We start from the raw sequence: 21,152 nt of genomic DNA, 5'->3' as shown, positions 1-21,152 counted from the left end.
CAGGAGCCTCCCCTCATGCACGACGACCGCAGCCTGGTCGAAGCCCGCCTCAAGCGCGTCCTCGACGAGCGCATCCGGCCGGCCGTATATCCCGAATCGATACCGCTGGACGTAGCGGTCTGGAACGCGCCGGGCGAGCCCGTGCCGGTGGCGGAGGGCCTCGCCGGTCCCGCCGAGCCGGTCGCGGTCGGCGACCGGTGGGGTGCCCCCTGGGGCACGAGCTGGTTCCGGGTCTCGGGGACCGTCCCCGAGACATGGGCCGGCCGGACCGTCGAGGCGATCCTCGACCTCGGCTTCGACGAGAACATGCCGGGGTTCCAGTGCGAGGGGCTGGTCTACCGGCCGGACGGCTCGCCCGTGAAGGGCCTCAACCCGCGCAACCAGTGGGTGCGTGTGGCGGCGCCCGCCGCCGGCGGCGAAGAGGTGCTGCTGCATGTCGAGGCGGCTTCCAACCCGGTCATCCTCGACTACCACCCCTTCCTGCCGACCCGGCTGGGTGACAAGGAGACCGCGGGCAGCGAGCCGCAGTACACCCTGGCCCGGATGGATCTCGCGGTCTTCGACGAGACCGTCTGGCAGCTCGTGCTCGATCTGGAGGTGCTCGGGGAGCTGATGGCGGAGCTGCCCGTCGACGGCGCCCGCCGCTGGGAGATCCTGCGCGCGATCAGCCGCGCGCTGGACGCGGTGGACCTCCAGGATGTGAACGGCACCGCGGCGGCGGCGCGGGCACAGCTCGCCGACGTCCTGGCGACGCCCGCTCCGTCGACCGCGCACCGGATCAGCGCGGTCGGCCATGCCCATATCGACTCGGCCTGGCTGTGGCCGCTGCGCGAGACGGTCCGCAAGGTCGCCCGCACGACGGCCAATATGACCGCGCTGCTGGAGGACGAGCCCGAATTCGTCTTCGCGATGTCGCAGGCGCAGCAGTTCGCCTGGATCAAGGAGCACCGGCCCGAGGTCTACGCCAAGGTGAAGAAGGCCGTGGCGGAGGGGCGGTTCGTACCGGCCGGCGGCATGTGGGTCGAGTCCGACACCAATATGCCGGGCTCGGAGGCCATGGCCCGGCAGTTCGTCCACGGCAAGCGCTTCTTCCTCGACGAGTTCGGCATCGAGAACGACGAGGCGTGGCTGCCGGACACCTTCGGCTTCGCCGCCGGGCTGCCGCAGATCATCAAGGCCGCCGGATCCAAGTGGCTGCTCACCCAGAAGATCTCGTGGAGCAAGATCAATAAGTTCCCGCACCACACCTTCCGCTGGGAGGGCATCGACGGCACCCGGATCTTCACCCACTTCCCGCCCGTCGACTCCTACAACTGCTCGATGACCGGCGAGCAGATCGCCCACGCGGCGCGCAACTTCAAGGAGAAGGGGGTCGCCAGGCACTCCCTCGCGCCGACCGGCTGGGGCGACGGCGGTGGCGGCACCACCCGGGAGATGATCGCCAAGGCGGCCCGGATGCGCAGCCTGGAAGGGTCCGCCACGGTCGAGTGGGAGGCCCCCGGCGACTTCTTCGCCAAGGCCGAGGCGGAATACCCGAATCCGCCGGTCTGGGTCGGCGAGCTCTACCTGGAGCTGCACCGCGCCACCCTCACCAGCCAGGCGAAGACCAAGCAGGGCAACCGGCGCAGCGAACACCTCCTGCGGGAGGCCGAACTGTGGGCAGCCACCGCGGCCGTACGGGCCGGCTCGCCGTATCCGTACGAGCAGCTCGACCGGATCTGGAAGACGGTGCTGCTGCACCAGTTCCACGACATCCTGCCCGGCTCGTCCATCGCCTGGGTGCACCGCGAGGCCGAGAAGACCTACGCGGGCCTCGCCGAGGAGCTGAACGGCATCATCGACGCGGCCCAGCGCGCCCTCGCCGGGGACGCGTCCGGCGGTGAGGAACTGCTCTTCAACTCCGCGCCGCACACCCGCGGCGGCGTCGCGGCGGGCGCGGCGGGGCCGGTGGCCGGTGCCGGTGCCGCCCGGCTCCAGCCGCGCGACGGCGGCGGCTATGTGCTCAGCAACGACCTGCTGAGGGTCGAGATCGACGCGCGCGGTCTGGTGGTCTCGGCCTACGACCTCGGCGCCGAGCGGGAGACCGTCGCCCCGGGCGAGGCGGCGAACCTGCTTCAGATCCACCCCGATTTCCCGAACCAGTGGGACGCGTGGGACGTGGACGAGTTCTACCGGAACACCGTCACGGATCTGACGGACCTCGACGAACTCGTCCCGGTGGAGGACGGCGACACCACCGGCGTCCGCGTGGTGCGCAGCTTCGGCTCGTCGAAGGTCACCCAGTCGCTGACCCTCACCCCCGGGGTCAAGCGGCTCGACATCGACACCGAGGTCGACTGGCACGAGACCGAGAAGTTCCTCAAGGCCGCGTTCCCGCTGGACGTGCACGCCGAGCGGTACGCCTCCGAGACGCAGTTCGGCCATGTCTACCGGGCCACGCACACCAACACGAGCTGGGAGGCGGCCAAGTTCGAGGCGTGCAACCACCGCTTCGTCCATCTGGAGGAACCGGGCTGGGGCGTCGCGCTCGTCAATGACTCGACCTACGGCCACGACGTGACCCGTACGGTCCGCGACGCGGACGCCGGTACGACCACCACCGTCCGGGTCTCGCTGCTGCGCGCCCCGCGCTTCCCCGACCCGGAGACCGACCAGGGCGTGCACCGCTTCCGGCACGCGCTGGCGCCGGGCGCGACGATCGCGGATGCGGTGCGGGAGGGCTACCGCGTCAATCTGCCGGAACGCCGGCTCACCGGATCCGGCGCGGTCGCTCCTCTGGTGACCGTCGACAACGACGCCGTCGTGGTCAGCGCGCTGAAGCTGGCCGACGACGAGAGCGGCGACCTGGTCGTACGCCTCTACGAGTCGGCCGGCGGCCGTGCCCGCGTCCGGATCGGCACGGACTTCGACGCCACGGCGGTCGCCGCGACCGACCTTCTGGAGCGTCCGCTGGCAGACGCCGAACAGCCGGAACTCACCGACGGGGCGGTGCGTCTGTCGCTGCGTCCGTTCGAGCTGGTCACGCTGCGCCTGACCCGCCGCTGACCGGCCCGGCCGCCGATGACCGGGCCCGCACCGGGCGGACGCCTCTCAGGGGCGCCCCGTCCGGTGCGGGCCTTCGCGTGCGTGAGCGGCGCCGTCCGAGCGCCGGCCGCACCCCGTCAGCGGGCCGGATCGGCGGCGCCCCGGTCCGCCGGGGCCGTGCCCAGGGCCTGGGCGGCGACCAGGCGCAGAAACTCCCGCTCGTTTCCCGCCAGGCCGGCCGCCAGGAGCGCTTCGTCCGCCTCGGCGAGCGGCGCCGCCAGCAGCGGTGCGGCCGACGGCCGCCGGCGCGGGTCGTCCAGCACGGCCCGCGCGGCGGCCAGGAGTCGCAGGTACGCGCGCGCGGCGGCGCGCTCACTGGGCATGGTGGTGGTCATATCGGCTTCCTCCCCGTGAATCAGTCGGACTCCAAGTCTGATTCACGGGTCTGACAATCCGCCGTATCGCACCGCCCGGCCGCCCGTCGCCGCGGGCGGCGGCTCACTCCTCGACCAGCATCCCCGCGCGGAGCCGGCTGATGATCCGGTTCAGCAGCCTGGACACATGCATCTGGGAGACGCCCAGCTCCGCGCCGATCTGGGACTGGGTCATCTCCCGGCCGAAGCGCATCTCCACGATGCTCCGCTCGCGCTCGTCGAGCTGCTCCAGCAGCGGGGCCAGCGCGTGCAGATTCTCGATCTTCTCCATGCCGGGGTCCGTGTCGCCCAGCACATCGGCGAAGGTCCGTCCGGAGGCGTTGGGCTCACCCTCCTCGGCGGCGGGCATGTCCAGGGAGCCGGCCGTGTAGCCGTTGGTCGCGACGAGTCCCTCGATGACCTCTTCCTCGCTGATCCCGAGCAGCTCGGCGAGTTCCTTGACGGTCGGGTCACGGTCCAGGCTGGTGGCGAGGTGCTCCTTGGCCTTGGCCAGCTCGACCCGCAGCTCCTGGAGCCGGCGCGGGACATGGACGGCCCAGCTCGTGTCGCGGAAGAAACGCTTGATCTCACCGACGATGTAGGGGACCGCGAAGGAGGTGAACTCGACCTCGCGGGACAGGTCGAACCGGTCGATCGCCTTGATCAGCCCGATCATGCCGACCTGGAGGATGTCCTCCATCTCGCCACTGCCCCGGTTGCGGAAGCGGCCGGCCGCGAACTTCACCAGCGACTGGTTCATCTCGATCAGCGTGTTGCGCGCGTACTGGTACTCGGGCGTGCCCTCTTCGAGGACCTGGAGCTGGTCGAAGAACAGCTTCGACAGCGCCCGCGCGTCCTTCGGGGCGACCTTGCCCGGGTCCGCGATCCGGGGCAGTCCGGCGGGAGCGTCCGTCCCGGGTGCCAGGACGGCACCCTCCGTCCGCTCCACCTCGGCAGCTCGCACAGTTCTGGTCGTCATCACTCACCCTCCAACGGCGCCGGACCTTCAGGTTTGCGCTTCTGCCCCCGACCGGCCGACTCATGCCGGGGCCCGGCGAGAATCCTTCCGGAAGCGTCAAAGTCACCGGTTCGGCGCATCCGTAGAACGCGCTTTCTGTCAGGCGTTGACGCGGGCAATCGACTGGACTTACATGGCACCGTCGGCCACCAGCGAGGCATACGGCATTGCCGGGAAAGGGCTTTCTCAGGCTGGGGCCGGTACCGACCGGCAGCGCCGCCGGACGCGGACGGCACGGTCCGCGGTGAGTACACGACGTACGGGAGAGCCTGCACCGATGACGCCCACCTCCGCCGCGAGCGGCCCCGTCCCGCCGGGGACCCCCGCCGCCGGCCGCGCCCACTGGGAGCGGACCGCCGACCACCTGCTCTCGGCCCTGCGCCCGTACGCCACGCCCGGCCACGCCCTGGTCCGGCTGCCGGGACCCGCCAGCCACAACGGCGCCTGGAGCGACGGCCTGGAGGGCTTCGCCCGCTCCTTCCTGCTCGCCGCGTTCCGGCTGCGCGGCGCCGGCGGCGCGGACCCGGGCGGCCTCGCCGAGTGGTACGCGGCGGGACTCGCCGCCGGGGTCGACCCGGCGAGCCCGGAACGCTGGCCCTCCTTCAAGGAGAGCAACCAGGCCAAGGTGGAGGCTGCTTCCGTCGCGCTCGCCCTGCACGAGACCCGGCCCTGGATCTGGGACCGGCTGCCCGGGCGCGTACAGGAACAGGCACTGGACTGGCTGGGCGCCATGGTCGGCACCGACATGCCGCAGAACAACTGGATCTGGTTCCAGGCCGTCACCGAGGCGTTCGCCCGGGGCGCCGGCGGCGACTGGCGCCAGGAGGACCTGGACCGCACCGTCGCGCTCACCGACGAGTGGTACGCGGGCGACGGCTGGTACTCCGACGGGCTCACCGGCGGCCTGCACCGGAACTTCGACCACTACAACGGCTGGGCCATGCACCTCTACCCCCTCTGGTTCTGCCGGATACTGGGCGACGCGGCACCGCCGGGCCTGCTCGACCGCTACCGCGCCCGGCTGCGCCGCTTCCTGGCGGACCAGCGGCTGCTCGTCGGCGCCCACGGCTCCCCGCTGATCCAGGGCCGCTCGCTCACCTACCGGTTCGCCGCGCTCGCCCCGGTGTGGACCGGCGCGCTGTTCGACGCCACTCCGCTCGCTCCCGGCGAGACCCGGGCGCTGGCCTCCAGAATGCTCCACCACTTCACCTCCCACGGCGCGGTCAACGACGAGGGGCTGCTCACCCTCGGCTGGCACCGGCCCTTCCGTCCCCTCCTCCAGGGTTACTCGGGCCCGGCCTCCCCGTACTGGGCGAGCAAGGGCTTCATCGGACTGCTCCTGCCGCCCGGCCACGCCGTATGGACCGAGCAGGAGAGCCCGCTCGCCGTAGAGCGGGGCGACGTCACCCGTACGCTGCGGGCCCCCGGCTGGCTGGTCTCGGGAACGGCCTCGGACGGCGTCGTACGGGTCGTCAACCACGGCGCCGACCACACCGATCCCGCGCGCCCGCACTCGGACGACCCCGCCTACGCCCGGCTGGCGTACTCCACCCACACCGCGCCGGAAATGCCGGCGGACCCGGCGGGCGGACCGGTCGACTCCACCGTCACGCTGGTGGACGCCGAAGGGTGCGCCGCCCACCGCCGCCCGCTGGAACGGATCACGGTCGAGGGCGCGACCGGCGTCTCCCGCAGCCGCGCCCACTGGCCCGCCGAGGAACGCTGGGACCCCTTCGGCGGCCCCGACACGGAGTACCGCGTCGGCCCCTGGATCACCGTCGCCTCCGTGCTGCGCGGCCCGGTCGAGATCCGGCTCGTCCGGGTCGACCCCGATCCGAGCGACGACCGTCCCGGGCCCTGGCGGCTGCGGCTCGGCGGCTGGGCGCTGGCCGTCCGCGCCGGGGAGAGCGGCGAGAACACCTCCCGGGACGAACGCGCGAGCGCCGCCGTCACCGGCGCCGGCGGTCTGTGGTCCACCGTTGTCGCGCTGCGCGGCTTCTCCACGGCGGAGACCCACCGCGGCACCGACAGCAACGCCCTGGGCGCCATGTCCGCGACACCTGTGCTGTGGACGGAGGGCCCCGTGCCGTACGGTGTCCCGCTCGCCGCGGCCGTCCATCTCGGCGGCGACCGCCTCACGGCGGCCCAACTCCCGCGCCTGACCGTCCGCTTCGAGGAGACCGGCGAGGAGCCGGGGCCCGGCGCTGCTGTCGAGGCCGAGGTGGCCTGGCCTGACGGCACCACCGACACCGTACGGCTTCCCGCGCCGCCTCCGGCCGCCGACCGGTGGAAGGACGCGCACCGTGCATGACGACCGCCGGATCGTCGAGGACCGGATCAGCGCGTTCCTGGAGCGGAGTCTGCGCCCCGCCCTGTATGGCGAGGTCCGGCCGCTCGCCCTCGCCGCCTGGGAGGTGCCGGGCGAGCCCGTTCCCGTCGCCGAGGCACTGACCGCGTCGTACCGCCCGATGCGGCTCGGCGAGAGCTGGGGCCGTCCCTGGTCCACCACCTGGCTGCGGGCCACCGCCGAGATCCCCGCCCGGTGGACGGGACGGCGCGTCGAAGCCGTCTTCGACCTGGGCTTCGACCCGGACCGGGGGCCCGGCGGACAGGCCGAGGGCCTGGTGCATGACGCCCATGGCTCCCCGCTCCAGGGACTGCACCCGTACAGCCGCAGCGCCCTGCTGACCCGCGCCGCCACCGGCGGTGAGGCGGTGGACCTCCTGGTGGAGCTGGCCGCCAACCCGAATATCGTCGGCAGCCGGGGACACGGCACCCACTTCGGATCCCGGGAGACCGCGGGCGAGGAGCACCTCTACGTCCTGCGTACGGCCGAGATCGCCGTCCGGGAAGAGGCCGTCTGGCAGCTCCTCCACGATGTCGAGGTGCTCGACGAGCTGATGCGCGGGCTTCCCGAGGGCTCGTCCCGCCGCCATGAGATCCTGCACGCCCTGCGGCGCGCGGCCGACGCGGTCGACCCGGGCGATGTGGCCGGCACCGCCCAGGCCGGCCGCGACCGGCTGACCGGCGTACTGTCCCGCCCGGCACACGCCTCCGCGCACACCGTCGCCGCCGTGGGCCATGCCCATATCGACTCCGCCTGGCTCTGGCCCGTACGGGAAACCGTGCGCAAATGCGCACGGACCTTTACCAATATGACCGCCCTCGCCCAGGAGTACCCGGAACTGGTCTTCGCCTGTTCCTCCGCGCAGCAGTACGCCTGGATGAAGGAGCGGCACCCGGAGATCTACGCCCGGATACGCGAGGCTGCGGCGGCCGGCAACTGGGTCCCGGTCGGCGGGATGTGGGTGGAGGCCGACGGCAATCTGCCGGGCGGCGAGGCGCTGGCGCGGCAACTGGCCTACGGACGGCGGTTCTTCGCCGAGGAGTTCGGTGTCGAGCAGGACGGCGTGTGGCTGCCCGACTCCTTCGGCTACACCGCCGCGTACCCGCAGCTCGCGAAGCTCGCCGGAGCGAAGTGGTTCCTCACCCAGAAGCTCTCCTGGAACGAGACCAACCGGCTGCCGCACCACACCTTCGCGTGGGAGGGCATCGACGGCAGCCGGATCTTCACCCACTTCCCGCCCGTCGACAGCTACAACGCCGAGCTGACGGCCCGGGAACTCGCGCACGCCGAGCAGAACTTCGCGGACAAGGGCGCTGCCACCCGCTCCCTGGCACCCTTCGGCTTCGGTGACGGCGGCGGCGGACCCACCCGCTCGATGCTGGAGAAGGCCCGGCGGCTGCGCGACCTCGAAGGCTCACCCCGGGTGGAGATCACCCGGCCTGCGGAGTTCTTCGCCGCCGCGCGTGCCGAGTACGAGAACCCCCCGGTCTGGCGCGGCGAGCTGTACCTGGAGAACCACCGCGGCACCTACACCAGCCAGGCCCGTACCAAGCGCGGCAACCGCCGAAGCGAATCGCTGCTGCGCGAGGCCGAGTTGTGGGCCGCCACCGCCGCCGTCCAGAGCGGCGCCGGCTATCCGTACGCACAACTGGAGAGCATCTGGCGGCGGGTGCTGCTCAACCAGTTCCACGACATCCTCCCCGGCTCCTCCATCGCCTGGGTGCACCAGGAGGCCGAGAAGGTCTACGGACAGGTGCACGCGGAGCTGGAGGCGATCATCTCGGCGGCGGTCGGCGCGCCGGCCGCCACGGCCGGCCAGCGGTTCCTGAACGCGGGCCCCCACCACCGCCGTGAGGTGGTGGTCCTGCCCGCGGCGGGGCCCCCGGTGCCAAACGCGCAGCGGCTCTCCGACGGCCGGCGCGCCGTCCTCGCCGACGCCCCGGCCCTGGGCGCGGGCTCCCCCGCGGGCCCTCCAGCCACGCCGGTCACCGCCAGGACCGAGGCGGACGCCATCGTGCTGGACAACGGGCTGCTGACCGTGAGGATCGACCACAACGGCCTGATCAGATCGGTGTACGACCACACCGCGCGACGCGAGACGATCGCTCCCGGCGGCGCCGGCAACCTCCTCCAGCTCCACCGGGACGACCCGAATCTCTGGAGCGCCTGGAACATCGACCGCTCCTACCGTGACACCGTCCGGGACCTCACCGACGCGCGGTCGGTGGTCCTGGCCGAGCCGGGGCCGCTGCTCGCCTCCGTACGCGTCGAGCGTGCCTTCGGCGGCTCGCGGATCGTCCAGCGTCTCGAACTCGCCGCCGAGAGCAAGCTGCTGACGGTCCGTACGGACATCGACTGGCAGGAGCGGGACGCCGTGCTGAAGGCAGCCTGGCCGCTGGACATCCATGCCGAGCGGGAGAGCGCGGAGATCCAGTTCGGTCATGTGCAGCGGCCCACCCACGAGAACACCAGCTGGGACGCGGCCCGCTTCGAGCTGTGGGCACACCGCTGGATCCATGTCGGTGAGCGCCACTGGGGCGCGGCCGTGCTCAACGACTCCACCTACGGACACGACATCCGCCGCGACACCCGGCCGGACGGCGGCACCACCACGACCGTACGGCTCTCGCTGCTGCGCGCCCCGCACAGCCCCGACCCGGCGGCCGACCGGGGCCGGCACACCTTCGGCTACGCGCTGCTCGCGGGCGCCGGGACCGACGAGGCCGTCGCCGGCGGCTACGCGCTCAACTTGCCGCTGCGGCCCGCGATGTCGGGCGGTGTCCCGCTCGTCTCCGTCGACAACCCCGACGTGGTGGTCGAGTCGGTGAAGCTGGCCGACGACCGCGGCGGCGATGTGGTCGTACGGCTCTACGAGGCGGGCGGCGGCGCGGCCTCCGCCACGCTCTCGGCGTCCTTCCCGCTGACCGGGGCCCAGGACTGCGATCTGCTGGAGCAGCCGGAGCGCGAACTGGTGCGCGGGGGTGACGGAGCGTCGGTGGAGCTGCGGCTGCGGCCCTTCCAGATCCGCACACTGCGGCTGCGCCCCGGCCGGTGAGATCCCGCCGTGGTCCGGCGGCGCGGGCCGGTACGAGCGACGCCGGCGGCACGGCGGCCCCGGCGCGCCGCCGGGGACGACGTATCGTCGGCGGCACCAGTGCCGCCCCGGAAGGAGCCCAGACCATGGCCACCGAGCCGCTGTCGCAGAGCGAGACCGAGGACCGGCTGCGGAGACTTCCCGGCTGGTCCCTGAAGGACGGTCGCATCCACCGTACCTACCGGCTCGGGACGCACTTCGCGGCGACCGCCATGGTCGTCCATGTCGCCCAGATCCAGGAGGAGCTGAATCACCACTCCGATCTGACCCTGGGCTACAACACGGTGTCGCTCGCCGTCCACACCCACGACGCCGGACACGCCGTCACGGAACGGGACTTCACGCTCGCGCGGCGCGTCGAGGAGATCGCCGGGGCACACGGCGCGAACTGACCGGTGGGGCGGCGGACGGCCCCGCCGCTGCATTTACGCTGGTGACCATGGACGTACTCGCCGGACTCCTTGACGGACCGCGGGCCCGGGGGGCTTTCCTGCTGCGTATGGTGATGGAGCCGCCGTGGTCCGTGCGGATCGAGGACCGCGCCCCGCTCTGTCTGATGTGTGTCACCCGGGGCGAGGTGTGGATCGTCCCCGACACCGGGGAACCGGTGCTGCTGCGTCCGGGGGACGTCGCGATCGCCCGGGGCCCCGAGCCGTACATCACCGCCGACAGCCCGACCACCAGCCCGCGCGCCCTGATCGGTCCCGGCGGTGTCTGCCACACCCTGGAGGGCGAGCCGCTCGCCCAGTCCATGCGGCTGGGCGTACGGACCTGGGGGAACGCCCCGGACGGCGGTACGACCGTGCTCATCGGCACGTACCAGATGGACGGCGAGGTCAGCAGGCGGCTGCTGGACGCCCTGCCCACCCTGCTCCGGTTGCCGGCCGACGCGTGGAACGGGCCGCTGATGCCGGTCCTCGACGACGAGATCTCGCGGGACGAGCCAGGCCAGAGCGTCGTCCTCGACCGGGTCCTCGATCTGATGCTGATCGCCGTTCTCAGAGCGTGGTTCTCGCGTCCCGACGCCGAGACACCCGGCTGGTACCGGGCCATGGCGGATCCGGCGGTCGGCAGCGCCCTGCGGCTGCTGCACGACGAACCGGCCCGCCCCTGGACGGTCGCCTCGCTCGCCGCCGCCTGCGGGATCTCCCGGGCCGGGCTCGCCCGTCGCTTCACCGAACTCGTCGGCGAGCCCCCGATGGCGTATCTCACCGGCTGGCGGCTCGCGACGGCCGCCGACCTGCTGCGAGGCACGGACGCGACGGTCGAGTCGGTGGCACGGAAGGTTGGCTACAGCGGTTCGTTCGCGCTCAGCGCGGCCTTCAAGCGGGTACGGGGCGTCAGCCCGCAGGAGTACCGGGCACGCGGCGCCCAGCCGGCCGGGGTACCGGAGCCGGGGCGCAGCGCGCCCCGACCATGAGCCGCGCCCGCTGACGGGCCGTCGCACCCATCAGTGGTCGTGGGCGCCGCCGGCCGGCCGGACCGACGGCGCCACGGCTCTCCGCGACCGGTTCAGCGGTTGACGTTCGCCGGGTCCGATCCGAGCCGCTTGCCCTCGTCGAGCGCGGCGAACGCGGCCAGGTCGTCCGCGTCCAGCTCGAACCCGAACACGTCGATGTTCTCGCGGATCCGCGACGGGGTCACCGACTTGGGGATGACCACGTTGCCGATCTGGAGGTGCCAGCGCAGTACGACCTGGGCAGGGGTCTTGCCGTGCTTGTGTGCGACGGCCACCACGGTCGGGACATCGAGCAGACCCTTGCCCTGGCCCAGCGGCGACCATGCCTCGGTGGCGATGCCGTGCTCCGCGTGGAAGGCACGCACCCCGGCCTGCTGGAGCTGCGGGTGCAGCTCGATCTGGTTGACCGCAGGCACCACCGAGGTCTCGCCGGTCAGCCGCTCCAGATACTCCGGGTGGAAGTTGGAGACACCGATGGCCCTGGCACGGCCGTCCGCGTAGATCTTCTCGAACGCCTTGTACGTGTCGGTGTAGGTGCCGGCTTCCGGCATCGGCCAGTGGATGAGGTAGAGGTCGACATAGTCCAGGCCGAGCTTCTTCAGCGAGGTGTCGAAGGCCCGCAAGGTCGAGTCGTACCCCTGATCGCGGTTCCACAGCTTCGTGGTGACGAAGAGGTCCTCACGGGGTGTCCCGGAGGCCGCGATGGCCTTGCCCGTGCCCTCTTCGTTGCCGTAGATGGCGGCGGTGTCGATGCTGCGGTAGCCGGCCTCCAGCGCCGTGCCCACGGCCCGCGCCGCCTCGTCGTCCGGCACCTGCCAGACACCGAAGCCGAGCTGGGGCATCTCGATGCCGTTGTTGAGAGTGAGGGTGGGGACCTTGCTCACGAGCATTCGATCCTAACGTCGTCGGTTGTTTCTCGGTCGTACAACGAGCACGAGGGCTGGTGGATTCCCGCCGTCGTGCCCCGGCGGTGGCCGGTGGCATCTCAACGGTAGAGCGCGTCGACCTCGACGGCGTACGCCGACTCGATGGCTTTGCGCTTGAGTTTCAGCGAGGGCGTGAGCAGTCCGTGCTCCTCGCTGAACGGACGCGCCAGAATCCGGAACGTACGGATGGACTCGGCCTGGGACACCGCCGTGTTGGCCGCCACCACCGCGCGCCTGACCTCCGTCTCCAGATCCGGGTCACGGACCAACTCGGAGGCTTTCAGCGGGGGTTTGCCCTGCACGGACAGCCAGTGGTCGACGGCCTCCTGGTCCACCGTGATCAGCGCCGCGATGTACGGCCGGTCGTTGCCGACCACGATGCACTGGGCCACCAGCGGATGCGCCCGCACCCGCTCCTCCAGGGCGCCGGGCGAGACGCTCTTGCCGCCGGAGGTCACCAGGATCTCCTTCTTCCGCCCGGTGATGGTGAGATACCCGTCCTCGTCGAGCGCCCCCAGATCGCCGGTGGCCAGCCAGCCGTCGTGCAGCACGGCGTCCGTGGACTTCGTGTCGTTGAGGTACCCGGAGAACACCAGGCCGCCGCGCAGCCAGATCTCACCGTCCGCACCGATATGGACCGTGGTGCCCGGGATCGGCAGCCCCACCGTGCCGAAGCGGGTGCGCTCGGGCGGGTTGACCGTGGCCGCCGCGCACGACTCGGTGAGGCCGTACCCCTCGAAGATCGTGACACCGGCGCCCTCGAAGAAGAGTCCGAGCCGCCGGTCCATCGCGGAGCCGCCGGAGAAGGCGTGCCGCACCCGGCCGCCCATCGCCTCGCGCACCTTGCTGTAGACGGCCTTCTCGAAGAACTGGTGCTGCATCCGCAGGGCGGCGGACGGTCCGGGACCGAGCCCGAACGCGCGGTGCTCCATCGCCTCCGCGTACCGCACCGCCACCTCCACGGCCTTGTCGAAGGGCCCGGCCCTGCCGTCGCGTTCCGCCTTGCGCCGCGCCGCGTGGTAGACCTTCTCGAAGATGTACGGCACGGCGAGGATGAACGACGGCCGGAACGCGGCCAGATCGGGCAGCAGGGCGCTCGCGCGCAGCTCCGGCTGATGGCCCAGCTTCACCCGGCCCCGGATCGCCGCGATCTCGACCATCCGCCCGAAGACATGGGCGAGCGGCAGGAAGAGCAGCGTCGACGCCTCGTCGCCGCGCCGCGAGTGGAAGACCGGCTCCCAGCGGTTGATGACCGTGTCGGTCTCGTACATGAAGTGGGCGTGTGTGAGCACACAGCCCTTGGGGCGGCCGGTGGTACCCGAGGTGTAGATCACCGTGGCCACCGAGTCCGGCGTGATCGCCTTGCGGTGCCGGTGCACCATCTCCTCGTCGATGTCCGCGCCCGCCGCGAGCAGCTCCTCGACGGCGCCCGCGTCGAGCTGCCACAGCCGCTTGAGCCGTGGCAGCCGGTCGATCACGGAGCCGACGGTCATCGCGTGGTCCTCGTGCTCGACCACGCATGCCGAGACCTCGGCGTCGTGCAGCATCCAGTAGACCTGTTCGGCCGACGAGGTGGGATAGACGGGGACGGGCTGGGCGCCGAGGGACCAGAGCGCGAAGTCGAAGAGCGTCCACTCGTAACGCGTACGGGACATGATCGCGATCCGGTCGCCGAACCGGACGCCGTGCGCCAGCAGCCCCTTGGCCAGCCCGAGCACCTCGTCACGGAACCGCGCGGAGGTCACGTCCCGCCATTGGCCCTGCTCGTCCTTGCGGCCCAGCGCGACCCGGTGCGGATCGTCGAGGGCGTGATCGAACACGGCATCCGCGAGCCCACCGATGTGGGGCGCGGCCTCCAGGGGCGGGACGGTGAACTCGCGCAATGACTTGCTCCTTGTGGTGCTCCGCACAGCGCCGGTGACGGTACCCCACCGCGCGGCCCGGCGGGAGGGCCTGGGCGGAACCGGTGCTGAGGCGTGTTTCCACAGGTCAGAGCGGCAAACAGGGCCGGACCAGCGGGGACCGCTCACTCTTCTGACCGAAGAGTAAGGAGGTGGCGGGGGAATCTCCACCGAATCCGTACGCCGCGGTCACGCGGGCCCCGCCACCCGGAGGGTCCTTCAGCCTCCGGCGGCCGGCCGGTGCAGCCGGTCGCCGCCCGCCAGGATCGCCGCGGCCAGGGCGTCCGCGGCCTCCTGGGCCGCCGTGTGCCCCCGGCCCCGCCCGTGCAGCAGGACGAACTCCACCTCGCCCAGGTCGGGCAGGCCCGCCCGCGCGGAGACCGGGGTGAGGCCGGGCGGGATCAGCCCCCGGGTGTGGGCCATCACGCCCAGGCCCGCGCGCGCCGCCGCGATCAGTCCGCTCAGGCTGGCGCTCGTACAGGCGATGCGCCAGGGCCGTCCGTGCGCCTCCAGCACCTCCAGCGCGCGGGCGCGGGTGATGCCGGGCGGCGGGAAGAGGATCAGCGGGACGGGCCGGTCGGGGTCGAGGCGCAGCTTCGGCGCCCCGATCCAGACGAGGGTGGACTGCCAGACCGGCTCGCCATGGATGTCGCCGGGACGGCGCTTGGCCAGCACCAGATCGAGCCGGCCGGCCGCGAGCTGTTCGTGCAGAAGACCGGAGAGCCCGACGGTCAGCTCCAGATCGACCTCCGGATGGTCGCGCCGGAAGGTCTCCAGGATCTCCGGAAGCCGGGTCAGGACGAAGTCCTCGGAGGCGCCGAAACGGAGCCGGCCACGCAGCCGGGTGCCGGTGAAGAAGGCCGCCGCGCGGTCGTGGGCCGCCAGGATGGTGCGGGCGAAACCGAGCATGGCCTCACCGTCCTCGGTCAGCTCCACGCCATGGGTGTCCCGGGTGAAGAGAAGACGGCCCGTCGCCTCCTCCAGCCGCCGTACGTGCTGGCTCACCGTGGACTGGCGCAGCCCGAGCCGGCGGGCCGCCTGAGTGAAACTCAGGGTCTGGGCGACGGCCAGGAAGGTGCGTAGCTGTCCGGGGTCGTACACAACGGCAGGTTACGGCGTTATCGGGGTACGCGATAACAGTCAGCGCGGTGTGCGGGATTCCCGATCAAGGGGTTCCGGTGGACGATGGGGAGGCACGTCCTGTACCGAGAACCAGTAGTGGAGCACATGAACCGCCGCCGTACGCCACGTCCGCCGTCCTGGCTGCCCGTCGACCCGTACCTGCTGGCGCTGACAGGGACCGTGGCGATCGCGGCGCTGCTGCCGGCCTCCGGCGCTGCCGCCGAGGTGGCGGGGGGAGCGTCGACCGGCGCGGTGGCGCTGCTGTTCTTCCTGTACGGAGTCCGGCTCTCCACGCGTGAGGCGCTCGACGGGCTGAAGCACTGGCGGCTTCACACGGCCGTTCTCGCCTGCACCTTCGTGGTCTTCCCGCTGCTGGGCCTCGCCGCCAGGGGGCTGGTGCCGGTCGTCGTGACACCGCGGCTCTACGACGGGCTGCTCTTCCTGTGTCTGGTGCCGTCGACGATTCAGTCGTCGATCGCCTTCACGTCGATGGCGCGCGGCAATGTGCCCGCCGCGATCTGCGCGGGGTCCTTCTCCAGCCTCGCGGGCATCGTGATCACGCCGCTGCTGGCGGCGCTGCTGATCGGCGGCGGTCAGGCCGGGGTCTCCGGTGACTCGCTGGTCAAGATCGGGGCGCAGCTCCTGCTGCCTTTCGCGGCGGGGCAGGCGCTCCGCCGCTGGGTGGGCGGATTCCTCGGCCGGAACAAGAGGATGCTGAGTGTGGTCGACCGCGGTTCGATCCTGCTGGTCGTCTACACCGCGTTCAGCGAGGGCATGGTCGCGGGCATCTGGCACCAGGTGACCCCGGCCCGGCTGGCGGCGCTGCTGGGCGTCGAGGGGGTGCTGCTCGCGGTGATGCTGACGCTGAGCTGGTACGGCGGCAAACGCCTGGGCTTCGTCCGGGAGGACCGTATCGCGCTCCAGTTCGCCGGGTCGAAGAAGAGCCTGGCGGCGGGGCTGCCCATGGCGAGCGTGCTCTTCGGCGCGCAGGCGGGCCTGGCCGTGCTGCCGCTGATGCTCTTCCACCAGATGCAGCTCATGGTGTGCGCGGTGATCGCGAAGCGCCGCTCGCGCGATCCGCTGCCGGGCGGGACGGCCGCCGACGAACCGGTCCGCGGCGAGAGGGCACGGGACAGGCCCGAAGCCCGGTCCGCCGCGCTGCGCTGACTCCGCGCGCGACACCACGGGTCCGTAACCTCCGGTGGCCCGGTGGCGGCCAGGTCAGGGCGGTACGCGCCTTTGACCGGGGCCGCCGACGGGCCGGGTGTCAGGTGTCCCCGACCGAGCGGCGCAGGATCCGCGCCAGCTCGCGAGGGCGCGAGAACATCGGCCAGTGGCCGGTGTCCATCTCGACCAGCCGCCAGCGCTCGCTCTTCAGCAGCTCGGCCACCTCGGCGCTCGGCTCGGCGCCGTCGAGGAGGCATTTGACGTAGGTCGCGGGAAGCTCGCCGAGCGGGCGCGTCAGCACGGCGGGCTCGGTCAGCGTGGCGCCCGGATGCGGGGTCGAGCCGGCCACGATCCGTTCGATCTGCGCGTCGGTGAGACCCTGGCCCTCGTAGTCGGCCGCGGTCAGCGGGGCCCAGAAGCCGCCGTGCTCGGCGATCGAAGCCTCCACCGCCGCCCGGCCCTCCGGCCAGCCGGAGAGGAACGACTCGCCGTCGACCGGGACATTGGAGTCCACGAACACCACGCGGGCCAGCCGGTCGCCGATCCGCTCGGCGGCCTGACCGACCGGGATGCCCGAGTAGCTGTGCCCGACCAGGACGACCTCACGCAGACCGAGGCGCTCGACCTCGCCCACGATGTCCTGGACATGGGTCTGCTGCCCGGCCGTCACCTGTCGCTTGTCGGCGAGGCCGGAGAGCGTCAGCGGGTGGGCGCCGTGTCCGGCCGCACGCAGCTCGGGCACCACCTCGTCCCACGCCGACGACCCGAGCCACGCGCCCGCCACCAGTACGAATTCAGTCATGGTGGGAACGTAGCGCTGCGGTCTGACAGCGCACGGCCCGGGACTGCGGGCCGGGACCCGGCGGGCTCGAATCAGGCAAAGCGCCGGTGGCCCCGGGGGCCGGCCGGGGGAGGCCGTCGCGGCCTCCCCCTCACCGGTGAGGGGCGGGTGTGGCTGCCCGGAGAAACCCGGCCGGCGCAGGGGGCGCTCCCCGCCGGCCGGGTCCCTTTTCCCGTGCAGCGGGGACGGTCACACCCCGGTGTGCAAGGCGATGCGCTCGTCGCCCGCATACACGTTCATGGAAGGGCCCCGGAGGAAGCCGACCAGCGTCAGCCCGGTCTCCGCGGCGAGATCTACGGCGAGGGACGAGGGGGCCGAGACCGCCGCCAGCACCGGGATGCCCGCCATCACGGCCTTCTGCGCCAGTTCGAACGAGGCCCGGCCGGAGACCAGCAGGATCGCCCGGGACAGCGGCAGCAGGTCCTGCCGCAGCGCGCGGCCCACGAGCTTGTCGACCGCGTTGTGCCGGCCGACGTCCTCCCGGATGTCCAGCATCTCGCCGTCCTCCGAGAACAGGGCCGCCGCGTGAAGGCCCCCGGTCCGGTCGAAGACCTGCTGTGCCGCCCGCAGCCGGTCGGGGAGGCCGGCGAGCAGAGCGGGCTCCACCCGGACCGGGGGAGTGTCGTCGATCGGGAAGCGGGCGGTGGTCCGCACGGCGTCCAGGCTGGCCTTGCCGCACAGTCCGCACGACGAGGTCGTGTAGACATTGCGCTCCAGCGTGATGTCCGGGACGGGGACCCCGGGCGCGAGCCGTACATCGACCACGTTGTAGGTGTTCGAGCCGTCGTCCTTCGCCCCGGCGCAGTACACGATGGACTGCACGTCGGCGCCGTGCGCGAGCACTCCCTCGCTCACCAGGAAGCCCGCAGCGAGCGCGAAGTCGTCTCCCGGTGTGCGCATCGTGATGGCGAGCGGCTTGCCGTTCAGCCGGATTTCCAGTGGCTCCTCGGCCACCAGGGTGTCGGGACGGGTCGTAATGGCTCCGTCCCGGATACGGATGGTGCGGCGGCGCTCGGTGACCCGTCCCATGGTGATCAGTCCTACTCGTCTCGATACAGCGCGACCGGCCCGGTCAGCGCTGCTGTACGTGCTGGTAGCCGAAACGGCCCTTGATGCAGAGGTTGCCGTGTGTCACTGGGTTGTCGTGCGGAGAGGTGACCTTCACGATCTCATTGTCCTGTACGTGCAGTGTCAGGTTGCACCCGACGCCGCAGTACGCGCAGATCGTGGTCGTCTCCGTCTGGGCCGACTCGTCCCACGTACCCGCCTCGCGCATGTCGAACTCGGACTTGAAACTGAGCGCCCCTGTCGGGCAGACCTCGATGCAGTTCCCGCAGTACACACAGGCCGAATCGGTGAGCGGCGCGTCGTGCTCGGTGGAGATACGGGCGTCGAAGCCACGGCCCGCCACGGAGATCGCGAAGGAGTTCTGCCACTGCTCGCCGCACGCGTCGACGCACTTGTAGCACTGGATGCACTTGTCGTAGTCGCGGACGTACAGATCATTGTCGATCTTGGGCTCTTCGTTCAGCCGGGCGGCGTCCGGGCCGAAGCGGGCAGGCTCCGCCTCGTACTCCTTGATCCACTCGGCGGCCCCCGGCGTGGTCGAGAGATCCGTCGACGAGGCGAGGAGTTCCAGGACGATCTTCCGGCTGTGCCGGGCCCGCTCGGTGTCCGTACGGACGTCCATGCCCGCCTCCGCGCGGCGGGAGCAGGCCGGTGCGAGCGTGCGGGCACCCTCGACCTCGACGACACACACCCGGCAGGCGTTCTTCGGCGTCAGCGTGTCGCCCTCGCAGAGCGTCGGGATGTCCTTGCCCGCCGCCCGGCAGGCGTCGAGGATCGTTGAGCCTTCCGGCACCCGCGTCTCCTGGCCGTCGAGCGTGAACTCGACGAGCCGGCGCGGTGGCCCCAGAGGTACGGCGGTCACGTGGCACTCCCTGATTCATAGACACCGAGACGGTCGATGGCGGATTCGACGGCGTTCCACGCGGTCTGTCCCAGACCGCAGATCGAGGCGTCCTTCATCGCCCGCCCGACCTCACGCAGCAGGGCGATGTCACCGGCGGCCGCCGCGCCGGTGCGGTCCACGATCCGGTGCAGGGCCTCCTCCTGGCGGACCGTGCCCACCCGGCAGGGCACGCACTGCCCGCAGGACTCGTCGCGGAAGAACTCGGCGATCCGGAGCAGGATCCGCGGCAGCTCGACGCTGTCGTCGAGGACCAGCACCACTCCGGATCCGAGCGTGGTGCCGGCCGCCCTGGTCCCCTCGAAGGTGAGCGGGATGTCCCGCTCGTCGGGCCGTACGAAGCCGCCCGCGGCGCCGCCGAGCAGGATCGCCCGCACCTCGCCGGGTGTTCCCGCGAGATCGAGCAGCTCGCCGAGGGTGGCGCCGAACGGCAGCTCGTAGATTCCGGGACGTTCCACATTCCCGGAGACACAGAACAGCTTGGGACCGGTCGACTGGGCTGTCCCGATCGCCGCGTACGCCTGCGCGCCGCCGGTCAGGATGGGCAGCACATTGATCAGGGTCTCGACGTTGTTCTCGGCCGTCGGCTTGCCGAAGAGCCCCTTCTCCACCGGGAAGGGCGGCTTGGAGCGCGGCTCCCCGCGATAGCCCTCGATGGAGTTGAACAGCGCGGTCTCCTCGCCGCAGATGTAGGCGCCGGCGCCGCGCCGGATCTCGATGTCGAAGGCGTAGCCCTGGCCGAGGATGTCGTCACCGAGCAGTCCCCGGGCGCGTGCCTGGTCGATGGCGTGCCGGAGCAGCCGCAGGGCACGCGGGTATTCGCCGCGCAGATAGAGGAACCCCCGCCGGGCGCCGACCGCGTATCCGGCGACGGTCATCGCCTCGATCAGCGCGTACGGGTCGCCCTCCATGATCACCCGGTCCTTGAAGGTGCCGGGCTCGGACTCGTCGGCGTTGCAGACGAGATAGTGCGGGCGCTCCGGCGCCGCCGCGGTGGCCTGCCATTTGCGCCCGGTGGGGAACGCCGCGCCGCCGCGCCCGACCAGACCGGCGTCGGTGACCTCGCGGATCACCCCGGCGGGCCCGAGGGCGAAGGCGTTCCTGAGGGCGGTGTAGCCGCCGTGGGCGCGGTAGTCGTCGATGCTGGCCGGATCGACGACGCCGACCCGGCCGAGCAGGGTCAGTCCGGGCTGTCCGGCCTGCGGCACGGCCATCACGGCGGCCGGTTCCGCTGGGGCGGCCTCGGGCGCGGACGCCGCGAGGACGAGCGCCTCGGCGGTCGCGGGGGCGATGACGGCCGTGGCGTAGGGCCGCGCTCCGGGCTCCCCGGGCGGGGTCTTCGGTGGCGCCGTGCCGGCCGGGTCGCCCGTGCCCGCCTGGATGACGAGCGCGGCCGGAGCGCGTTCGCACAGGCCGAGACAGGGGCTCGGCTGCCACACGACGCCGCCCGCGGCCGAACCCGCCGCTCCCAGGCGCTCCTCCAGGCCCGCGCGGAGCGCCGTGGCGCCGCGGCTCGCGCAGGCGAGGTCGGTACAGACGTGCAGGACCTTCGCGGGGCGCGGCTTGACGGCGAACATCGCGTAGAAGGTGGCGACGCCGTACGCCTCCGCCGGCGGCACCGTCAGCCGCCGGCAGAGGTAGTCCAGCGCGCCCTCGCTGATCCAGCCGACCCGGTCGTTGACCGCGTGCAGCCCCGGCAACAGCAGGTCGCGCCGCTCGCGTGCCTCGCGGCCGCCCCGTGCCCAGCGCAGATCCGTGTCCGTACGGTCGTCCGCGCCTTCCCAGGCCGACTCGGGCGGGCCGAGCAGCGCGTCGACCGCCGCCCGCTCCTCGTCCGTCGGCTTGCTGTCGCCGAAGTGCAGGTCCACAGA

Annotated in this window: 15 protein-coding genes; 6 read left to right on the top strand and 9 right to left on the bottom strand. The window is 72.0% G+C overall.

Going from position 1 to position 21,152, the window contains the following annotated elements; genetic code table 11:
• The first annotated feature begins 15 nt into the window (after positions 1-15).
• Entirely contained in the window at positions 16-3,045 is a 3,030-nt protein-coding gene (locus ABZ707_RS04485; protein ID WP_360167588.1) for a glycoside hydrolase family 38 C-terminal domain-containing protein, read from the top strand.
• A gap of 116 nt (positions 3,046-3,161) precedes the next feature.
• Here ABZ707_RS04485 and ABZ707_RS04480 read toward each other — a convergent pair whose 3' ends face one another.
• Positions 3,162-3,419 (bottom strand): hypothetical protein, encoded by a 258-nt coding sequence (locus tag ABZ707_RS04480; protein WP_360167585.1) that lies wholly within the window; start codon positions 3,417-3,419, stop codon positions 3,162-3,164.
• Between the two features lie 103 nt (positions 3,420-3,522).
• Positions 3,523-4,416, bottom strand: a complete 894-nt coding sequence (locus ABZ707_RS04475) for an RNA polymerase sigma factor SigF (protein ID WP_360167582.1) — start codon at positions 4,414-4,416, stop codon at positions 3,523-3,525.
• A 316-nt stretch (positions 4,417-4,732) separates the two neighbouring features.
• Between ABZ707_RS04475 and ABZ707_RS04470 the strand changes: the two genes are divergently transcribed.
• The 4 genes from ABZ707_RS04470 to ABZ707_RS04455 all read left to right on the top strand — a co-directional run bounded on the left by ABZ707_RS04470 (position 4,733) and on the right by ABZ707_RS04455 (position 11,316).
• Positions 4,733-6,766, top strand: coding sequence for a DUF2264 domain-containing protein (locus ABZ707_RS04470; protein ID WP_360167579.1), 2,034 nt, complete (start codon positions 4,733-4,735; stop codon positions 6,764-6,766).
• Entirely contained in the window at positions 6,759-9,857 is a 3,099-nt protein-coding gene (locus tag ABZ707_RS04465; RefSeq protein WP_360167576.1) for a glycoside hydrolase family 38 C-terminal domain-containing protein, read from the top strand. The genes ABZ707_RS04470 and ABZ707_RS04465 overlap by 8 nt, the downstream gene beginning before the upstream one ends.
• A 125-nt stretch (positions 9,858-9,982) precedes the next feature.
• Entirely contained in the window at positions 9,983-10,288 is a 306-nt protein-coding gene (locus tag ABZ707_RS04460) for a 4a-hydroxytetrahydrobiopterin dehydratase (protein WP_360167573.1), read from the top strand.
• Between the two features lie 47 nt (positions 10,289-10,335).
• Positions 10,336-11,316: an AraC family transcriptional regulator gene (locus tag ABZ707_RS04455; RefSeq protein ID WP_360167570.1), complete on the top strand. Its 981-nt coding sequence runs from the start codon at positions 10,336-10,338 to the stop codon at positions 11,314-11,316.
• 92 nt (positions 11,317-11,408) lie between these two features.
• On the opposite strand, the gene ABZ707_RS04450 is transcribed toward ABZ707_RS04455, so the two are convergent.
• The 3 genes from ABZ707_RS04450 to ABZ707_RS04440 all read right to left on the bottom strand — a co-directional run bounded on the left by ABZ707_RS04450 (position 11,409) and on the right by ABZ707_RS04440 (position 15,283).
• Positions 11,409-12,239, bottom strand: coding sequence for an aldo/keto reductase (locus ABZ707_RS04450; RefSeq protein WP_360167567.1), 831 nt, complete (start codon positions 12,237-12,239; stop codon positions 11,409-11,411).
• 101 nt (positions 12,240-12,340) lie between these two features.
• Complete coding sequence (locus tag ABZ707_RS04445; RefSeq protein WP_360168423.1) at positions 12,341-14,140, bottom strand: AMP-binding protein; 1,800 nt, start codon at positions 14,138-14,140, stop codon at positions 12,341-12,343.
• A 261-nt stretch (positions 14,141-14,401) separates the two neighbouring features.
• Positions 14,402-15,283: a LysR substrate-binding domain-containing protein gene (locus tag ABZ707_RS04440; RefSeq protein WP_360167564.1), complete on the bottom strand. Its 882-nt coding sequence runs from the start codon at positions 15,281-15,283 to the stop codon at positions 14,402-14,404.
• Between the two features lie 126 nt (positions 15,284-15,409).
• On the opposite strand from ABZ707_RS04440, the gene ABZ707_RS04435 reads away from it, so the two are divergent.
• Positions 15,410-16,471, top strand: a complete 1,062-nt coding sequence (locus ABZ707_RS04435; RefSeq protein WP_360167561.1) for a bile acid:sodium symporter family protein — start codon at positions 15,410-15,412, stop codon at positions 16,469-16,471.
• A 100-nt stretch (positions 16,472-16,571) separates the two neighbouring features.
• Here the strand turns inward: ABZ707_RS04435 and ABZ707_RS04430 are convergent, their stop codons facing one another.
• The 4 genes from ABZ707_RS04430 to ABZ707_RS04415 all read right to left on the bottom strand — a co-directional run bounded on the left by ABZ707_RS04430 (position 16,572) and on the right by ABZ707_RS04415 (position 21,149).
• Positions 16,572-17,273 carry an alpha/beta hydrolase gene (locus ABZ707_RS04430; RefSeq protein ID WP_360167558.1) on the bottom strand — a complete coding sequence of 234 codons (702 nt, stop codon included), beginning with the start codon at positions 17,271-17,273 and terminating at the stop codon, positions 16,572-16,574.
• A 228-nt stretch (positions 17,274-17,501) separates the two neighbouring features.
• Positions 17,502-18,341, bottom strand: a complete 840-nt coding sequence (fdhD, locus tag ABZ707_RS04425; protein ID WP_360167555.1) for a formate dehydrogenase accessory sulfurtransferase FdhD — start codon at positions 18,339-18,341, stop codon at positions 17,502-17,504.
• Positions 18,342-18,384: 43 nt separating this feature from the next.
• A complete protein-coding gene (locus tag ABZ707_RS04420) occupies positions 18,385-19,242 on the bottom strand; it encodes a 2Fe-2S iron-sulfur cluster-binding protein (RefSeq protein WP_360167552.1) in 858 nt (285 codons plus the stop codon).
• Positions 19,239-21,149, bottom strand: a complete 1,911-nt coding sequence (locus ABZ707_RS04415) for an NAD(P)H-dependent oxidoreductase subunit E (protein WP_360167549.1) — start codon at positions 21,147-21,149, stop codon at positions 19,239-19,241. Before ABZ707_RS04415 ends, ABZ707_RS04420 begins: the two co-directional genes overlap by 4 nt.
• Positions 21,150-21,152 lie beyond the last annotated feature (3 nt).

Source organism: Streptomyces sp. NPDC006923, from assembly GCF_040635655.1.
Lineage (GTDB): Bacteria > Actinomycetota > Actinomycetes > Streptomycetales > Streptomycetaceae > Streptomyces.
This window is presented reverse-complemented; position numbering and strand designations above follow the sequence as displayed.

Coding starts and splice junctions, on each gene's coding strand:
- fdhD (WP_360167555.1), bottom strand. CDS start 18,341: ATGGGACGGGTCACCGAGCGCCGCCGCACCATCCGTATCCGGGACGGA.
- ABZ707_RS04435 (WP_360167561.1), top strand. CDS start 15,410: ATGAACCGCCGCCGTACGCCACGTCCGCCGTCCTGGCTGCCCGTCGAC.
- ABZ707_RS04455 (WP_360167570.1), top strand. CDS start 10,336: ATGGACGTACTCGCCGGACTCCTTGACGGACCGCGGGCCCGGGGGGCT.
- ABZ707_RS04480 (WP_360167585.1), bottom strand. CDS start 3,419: ATGACCACCACCATGCCCAGTGAGCGCGCCGCCGCGCGCGCGTACCTG.
- ABZ707_RS04460 (WP_360167573.1), top strand. CDS start 9,983: ATGGCCACCGAGCCGCTGTCGCAGAGCGAGACCGAGGACCGGCTGCGG.
- ABZ707_RS04485 (WP_360167588.1), top strand. CDS start 16: ATGCACGACGACCGCAGCCTGGTCGAAGCCCGCCTCAAGCGCGTCCTC.
- ABZ707_RS04470 (WP_360167579.1), top strand. CDS start 4,733: ATGACGCCCACCTCCGCCGCGAGCGGCCCCGTCCCGCCGGGGACCCCC.
- ABZ707_RS04475 (WP_360167582.1), bottom strand. CDS start 4,416: ATGACGACCAGAACTGTGCGAGCTGCCGAGGTGGAGCGGACGGAGGGT.
- ABZ707_RS04430 (WP_360167558.1), bottom strand. CDS start 17,273: ATGACTGAATTCGTACTGGTGGCGGGCGCGTGGCTCGGGTCGTCGGCG.